Origin of the sequence: Planktothrix sp. FACHB-1355 (genome assembly GCF_014748295.1) — a bacterium.
Lineage (GTDB): Bacteria > Cyanobacteriota > Cyanobacteriia > Cyanobacteriales > Aerosakkonemataceae > Aerosakkonema > Aerosakkonema funiforme_A.
The window spans coordinates 1-3076 of sequence record NZ_JACJUP010000864.1; the positions used below are offsets into that span (position 1 = coordinate 1).

Genomic DNA, 3076 nt, shown 5'->3' on the forward strand with positions numbered 1-3076 from the left:
TTTGGGCAGTATCGACATCATCATGGGATCGGTCGATCGGTAGGTAATTTTGGATTTTAGATTTTGGATTTTGGATTGAATTCATTCCATAATCTAGAATCCAAAACTTAAAATATGAAATATTATGGATAATTACAGTCGGGAATTATGTGAGGCGATCGCACTTCGCATTTCCCAAACTTCTCAACAACGCATTACGTTTGCCGAATACATGGATTTGGTGCTGTATCACCCGCAGCACGGCTACTATGCGAGCGATCGAGTTAATATTGGCGCAAAAGGTGATTTTGTTACTTCTCCTCATATGGGTGCGGATTTTGGCGAATTGCTAGCCGAACAATTTGCCGATATGTGGGAAATTATGGGATGTCCAGCACCTTTTACGCTGGTGGAAATGGGGGCGGGACAAGGGATTTTAGCAGGTGATGTTTTGGTTTATCTGCAACGGCGATATCCCGATTTCTTCAATGTTATACAATACCTGATTGTTGAAAAATCGCCTGCACTGAAAAAAGAACAGCAACAGCGATTGCAAGATTTTCCTCTGCGCTGGTGCGAACTTTCAGAAATACCAAGTAATTCGATTATCGGTTGTTGTTTTTCTAATGAATTAGTCGATGCTTTTCCGGTACATCAGTTTGCGATCGACAAAGGACAACTGCGAGAAATTTATGTGATAACTCAGGATGGCATTAATTTTATTGAAGTTACCGATGAACCTTCTACAGATAGATTAGATCGATATTTTGAATTATTAGGAATTGGCATAACATCGCCTGTTTATCCTGACGGTTATCGCAGCGAAGTAAACTTAGCCGCTTTGGATTGGTTAACTGCAATTGCAGATAAACTACAGCGCGGATATCTGCTGACGATTGACTACGGTTATCCTGGCGATCGCTATTATAACCCAGCCCGCAATCAAGGCACTCTACAATGTTACTATCAGCACCGACATCACGACAATCCTTATATAAATATCGGCAAACAAGATATCACCGCCCATGTGAATTTTACCGCCTTGGAAAAATGGGGTGAATTGTGCGGTTTGCAGAAGATTGGTTTTACTCAACAAGCGTTATTTTTGATGGCGTTGGGATTGGGCGATCGCATCGCTTCTCTCTCTTCCAGTAACGCTACGAATAGTAAAGCAATTGTGCAAGTTTTGCAGCGTCGCGATGCTTTACACCAAATGATGAACCCAATGGGTTTGGGCGGTTTTGGTGTATTAATTCAATGTAAAGGATTGACAGAAGCAGAAAGATTGCGCTGTTTGAAAGGTTTGAGTATGCCATAGATACCCGACTTCTTGAAGAAGTCGGGTATCTCGCTTGCATAAATACACCAACTAAGTAAATTAGGTAATTCAAATGCCCTCCCCGTTTCCGGGAATGAATCCCTACCTAGAAAATCCCCAATTATGGTCAGAATTTCACAATCGCCTGATTGTAGCGATTGCTATTGCGATCGAACCGGAATTAAATCTTAACTATCGAGTGGCGGTTGAAAAGCGAATTTATCTCAGCACATCCTCTGACTTAGTGGGAATTCCCGATATCTCGATCGTCTCCAAACAGCCAACTCCAACTCCACCCACTTCTCCTGTCACCCTCCTCACTCGTATTGAACCTATTCCAGTTCAACTTCCTCTACCAGAAACAGTTGAAGAAAGCTATTTAGAAATTAGAGAAATGCCTAGCGATCGAGTTATTACCGTCATTGAGGTACTTTCTCCCAAGAATAAAGCCGCAGGAGTTGGGCGCAGCACTTACGACACCAAACGCCAGCAGGTGTTAGGTAGCCGCACCAACCTTGTAGAAATCGATCTGCTTAGAGGCGGCAAACCTATGCCGATTTTGGGAGTCAGACAGCGTAGCGACTATCGCATTTTAGTTAGTCGCGGCTCTCAACTTCCGCAAGCTCAATTATATGCGTTTAGCGTCCGCGATGCAATTCCTTGCTTAAGTGTGCCTTTGCAACCTCAAGAGACAGAACCTTCGCTCGATTTACAAAATTTATCGATCGCAGTGTACAATCAAGCCAGATTCGATTTAGCAATTGATTACCGTCAAGAACCTTATCATCCCCTAAAAGCAGCAGATCGAGAGTGGGTAGATAACCTATTGCGAGAACAAGGTTTGCGTTGAGAAAGAGCAATTATTCGGGAACTGGAGTTTCTATGTGAGTATCCATTTCTAACACAGTTAATACATATTCTGATTGGTTAACTGAATGATTTGTGGATAGATCGAAGATTATCCCACCTTTTTCGGCATTGACATCAATCAAAGTCGGTAATTCACCCTTTTTGTTAAAACTGATAATTTGGTAAAGTCTTTCTCCCACCTTTACTGAAGTGCCCAAAGCAACTCTCTCTTGAATCACGCCACCTGCTGGGGAATAGTATTTTTTTTGCTGAGTTTTGCGAGTAAATACGATTTGATGCGATGCAGTTTCAGGCAGTGGAAAACCAGCGATATTTAATATACCTTTCTGGGCTAGGTAATTTTTTATTCCCAAGACTCCTTTGGCAACTGACTCAGGATTCATCTGCATTCCGCCACCAAGTTCTAGCGTCCAAGATTCCAGATCGAATTTGATAGGTTTTCCCATTTCTGCTAAAGTATCTTCTAGGGCTAACCAAGGTTTGAGAAAAGCTTCATCAAACGCATCCCCATCATATTGGTTTAGCCAAATTTCATAATCTAGTAGAAAAGCTTTGGCGCTTTCTTCTCTACCTTTAAATCCGTAAATGTAATCGATACCTTGATTGCTAGAACTATGTATGTCAATCACATAATCTGCATCTAAACACAATGATTGAAGATGATATCTATATAATTTGTCATAAGGCACGCTGCTAGGCGAGTCGATCTTTTTTAACTGTTCTTCAAAACTTAACTTTATCCTGTTGAGGTAGTTTTGCCTGATAGTAGCTTCGTCAAAGCTTAGTTGAGATTGAGCAAATGTTTCCAAATCTTGACATTCTTTCTCATAATCCCAAAATATCCGGTTCCAGTCTTTGCCATCATAGATGTTGTATCGACCTGTGGAAAAATAGTGGGTACGCTGGTTG

The 3076-nt window shown here is 41.5% G+C and carries 3 protein-coding genes; 2 read left to right on the plus strand and 1 reads right to left on the minus strand.

Going from position 1 to position 3076, the window contains the following annotated elements; translation table 11 throughout:
• Positions 1-124: 124 nt before the first annotated feature.
• Positions 125-1297: a class I SAM-dependent methyltransferase gene (locus H6S82_RS26115; RefSeq protein ID WP_190461409.1), complete on the plus strand. Its 1173-nt coding sequence runs from the start codon at positions 125-127 to the stop codon at positions 1295-1297.
• Positions 1298-1370: 73 nt separating this feature from the next.
• Positions 1371-2147, plus strand: a complete 777-nt coding sequence (locus H6S82_RS26120; protein ID WP_190461408.1) for a DUF4058 family protein — start codon at positions 1371-1373, stop codon at positions 2145-2147.
• A 10-nt stretch (positions 2148-2157) separates the two neighbouring features.
• Here H6S82_RS26120 and H6S82_RS26125 read toward each other — a convergent pair.
• On the minus strand, positions 2158-3076 hold a 919-nt coding region (locus H6S82_RS26125; RefSeq protein WP_191056948.1), incomplete at its 5' end, for a succinylglutamate desuccinylase/aspartoacylase family protein.

Bases quoted from the DNA above. Each gene is read 5' to 3' on its own strand.
- H6S82_RS26115 (WP_190461409.1), top strand. From the start codon at position 125: ATGGATAATTACAGTCGGGAATTATGTGAGGCGATCGCACTTCGCATT.
- H6S82_RS26120 (WP_190461408.1), top strand. From the start codon at position 1,371: ATGCCCTCCCCGTTTCCGGGAATGAATCCCTACCTAGAAAATCCCCAA.